At 65.3% G+C, this 2,057-nt stretch carries 2 protein-coding genes and 1 pseudogene; all 3 read right to left on the bottom strand.

The window, feature by feature from the left end:
• On the bottom strand, positions 1–1,412 hold a 1,412-nt coding region (locus MOV75_RS35960; protein WP_246932307.1), incomplete at its 3' end, for a xanthine dehydrogenase family protein molybdopterin-binding subunit.
• Positions 1,413–1,420: 8 nt separating this feature from the next.
• A complete protein-coding gene (locus MOV75_RS35965; RefSeq protein ID WP_246932306.1) occupies positions 1,421–1,897 on the bottom strand; it encodes a (2Fe-2S)-binding protein in 477 nt (158 codons plus the stop codon).
• A gap of 4 nt (positions 1,898–1,901) precedes the next feature.
• Positions 1,902–2,057 (bottom strand): annotated as a pseudogene (locus MOV75_RS35970) (xanthine dehydrogenase family protein subunit M); the annotation flags it as partial.

Raw genomic sequence — 2,057 nt, forward strand, 5'->3', positions numbered from 1 at the left:
CGCGTGTCCGTCGGTGTCGGTGGGATCACGGCGCGGCTGCCGCCGCCGTCCTTGCGCGAGGACGCGCGCCTGAACTCGTCGCGGATTGGCCATTTGGCCTTTTCGGCGGCGACCTGAACGCATTCGATCAGGGCGGTGTTCTTGGCCTCGCGCCGGTGCGCCTTCATGTCGCCGTCGCGATAGGCGTTGAGGATGCGGAACTCCATGGGGTCCATGCCGACGAGGTTCGCGAGCTTGTCCATTTGGCATTCGATCGCAAAGTCCATCGCCGTGACGCCGAAGCCGCGCATGGCCGTCGCGGGCGTGCGGTTGGTGAAGACGCAATAGACGTCGCCATAGACGTTCGGGATGGTGTAGGGCCCCGGCAGATGCGCGGCGCACTTGACCGCGGCATAGCTCGACAGCCGCGTATAGGCGCCGCTGTCGAAATAGGCGCGGATCTTGCGCGCAACGACGCGGCCGTCGCGCATCACCCCGTCCTTGATGTAGATGCGCTCGGCGCCGCGTGGCGGGCCATATTGCATCTCCTCCTCGCGCCCGAACACGTAGCGGACGGGACGCCCGGTCAGCATGGCGCCGAGGATGGCGAGCGGCTCGGTCAATGTGTCCACCTTGCCGCCAAAACCGCCGCCGACAGTGCCGCCGATGAAGTGGAAGGTGTTGGACGGCACGTCCAGGATCTTGGCGCAGGTATCGACGGAGAAGAACAGCGCCTGGGTCGAGGTGTAGACGACGTAGCGGCCGTTGGTGTCGGGCGCGGCAATGGCGCCGTTGGTCTCGGTCGGCGCGTGCTCGATCGGCGACATCTGGTAGCGCTGCTCGAGCACGTGATCGGCGCTGGCGAGCGCCGCGTCGGCGTCGCCAAAGCGCAGGCGCTGGTGATCGTACACGTCGTGATAGATGAACGCGTTCTTCGGATAGGTCTCGTTGACCACGGGCGCGCCGGGCTTCAGTGCATCCTCGACGTCGAACACGGTCGGCAAGGGCTCGTAATCGATCCGGACCTTGGCGATCGCCTCGAACGCCTCGTGCTCGCTGTCGGCGACAATGGCGAGGATCGGCTCGCCCTTGTAGCGGACCTTGTCGACCGCCAGCGAGGGCTCGTCATCCTTGCCGAAGTTGATCAGGCTGAGAAGCGTGTTGAGATTGACCGGGACATCAGCGCCACGGATGATCCGCCGCACGCCGGCCGAGCGTTCGGCCTCCGTGGTATCGATGCGGCGGATCCTTGCATGCGCATGCGTCGAGCGAACGACCTTCAGGTGCAGCATGCCTTGCAGCTTATGATCATTGAAGTAGCTCGACGTGCCCGTGACATGGCCCAGCATGTCCTGACGTTGCGTGCCTTTGCCGATTTCCTTGAGGTTGTCATCGCGCTCGTCGGCGAAGATGTCCTTGCGCAGTTCCAGCATGGTTGGCCTCAGGCGCTGACCCGGCCGCCGGCGGCGGCGAGGATGGCATTGATGATCGGCTCGTAGCCGGTGCAGCGGCAGATGTTGCCGGAGATGGCTTCGACGACTTCGTCGCGGCTCGGCGAGGGGTTGCGGTCGAGCAGCGCCTTTGCCGCCATCAGCATTCCCGGCGTGCAATAGCCGCACTGGGCGGCAAAATTGTCGGCAAAGGCGCGTTGCAGCGGGTGCAGGTTCGGGCCCTGCTTCATGCCGTCGAGCGTCTCGACCGAGCGGCCGGCGACCGTCTCCGCCAATGTCAGGCAGGAAAGATGGAGTTCGCCGTCAACAAGCACACTGCATGTGCCGCAACCGCCCTGGCCGCAGCCGAATTTCGGCGTCATGTCGCCGATCAGCTCGCGCAGCGCCACCAGGAGATTGGTGCCGCCATCGACGAAGATCGCGACGTCGCGGCCGTTGTGACGAAATTGGAGGGGTATCTTGGACATGGCTCTATTCCTGTCCCGACAGCAGTCGCCGCAGATGCACGCCGACGATCTCGCGGCGATACCAGGCGCTGCCGAGCGCGTTGTCGCTTGGCGATGTTCCTTCGGTCGCCGCGGATGCGGCCGCCGCGATGGTCGCGGCGTCCAGCGAGCGTCCCTCCAG

The organism is Bradyrhizobium sp. PRIMUS42 (assembly GCF_023006515.1).
Lineage (GTDB): Bacteria > Pseudomonadota > Alphaproteobacteria > Rhizobiales > Xanthobacteraceae > Bradyrhizobium.

Bases quoted from the DNA above. Each gene is read 5' to 3' on its own strand.
- MOV75_RS35965 (WP_246932306.1), bottom strand. From the start codon at position 1,897: ATGTCCAAGATACCCCTCCAATTTCGTCACAACGGCCGCGACGTCGCG.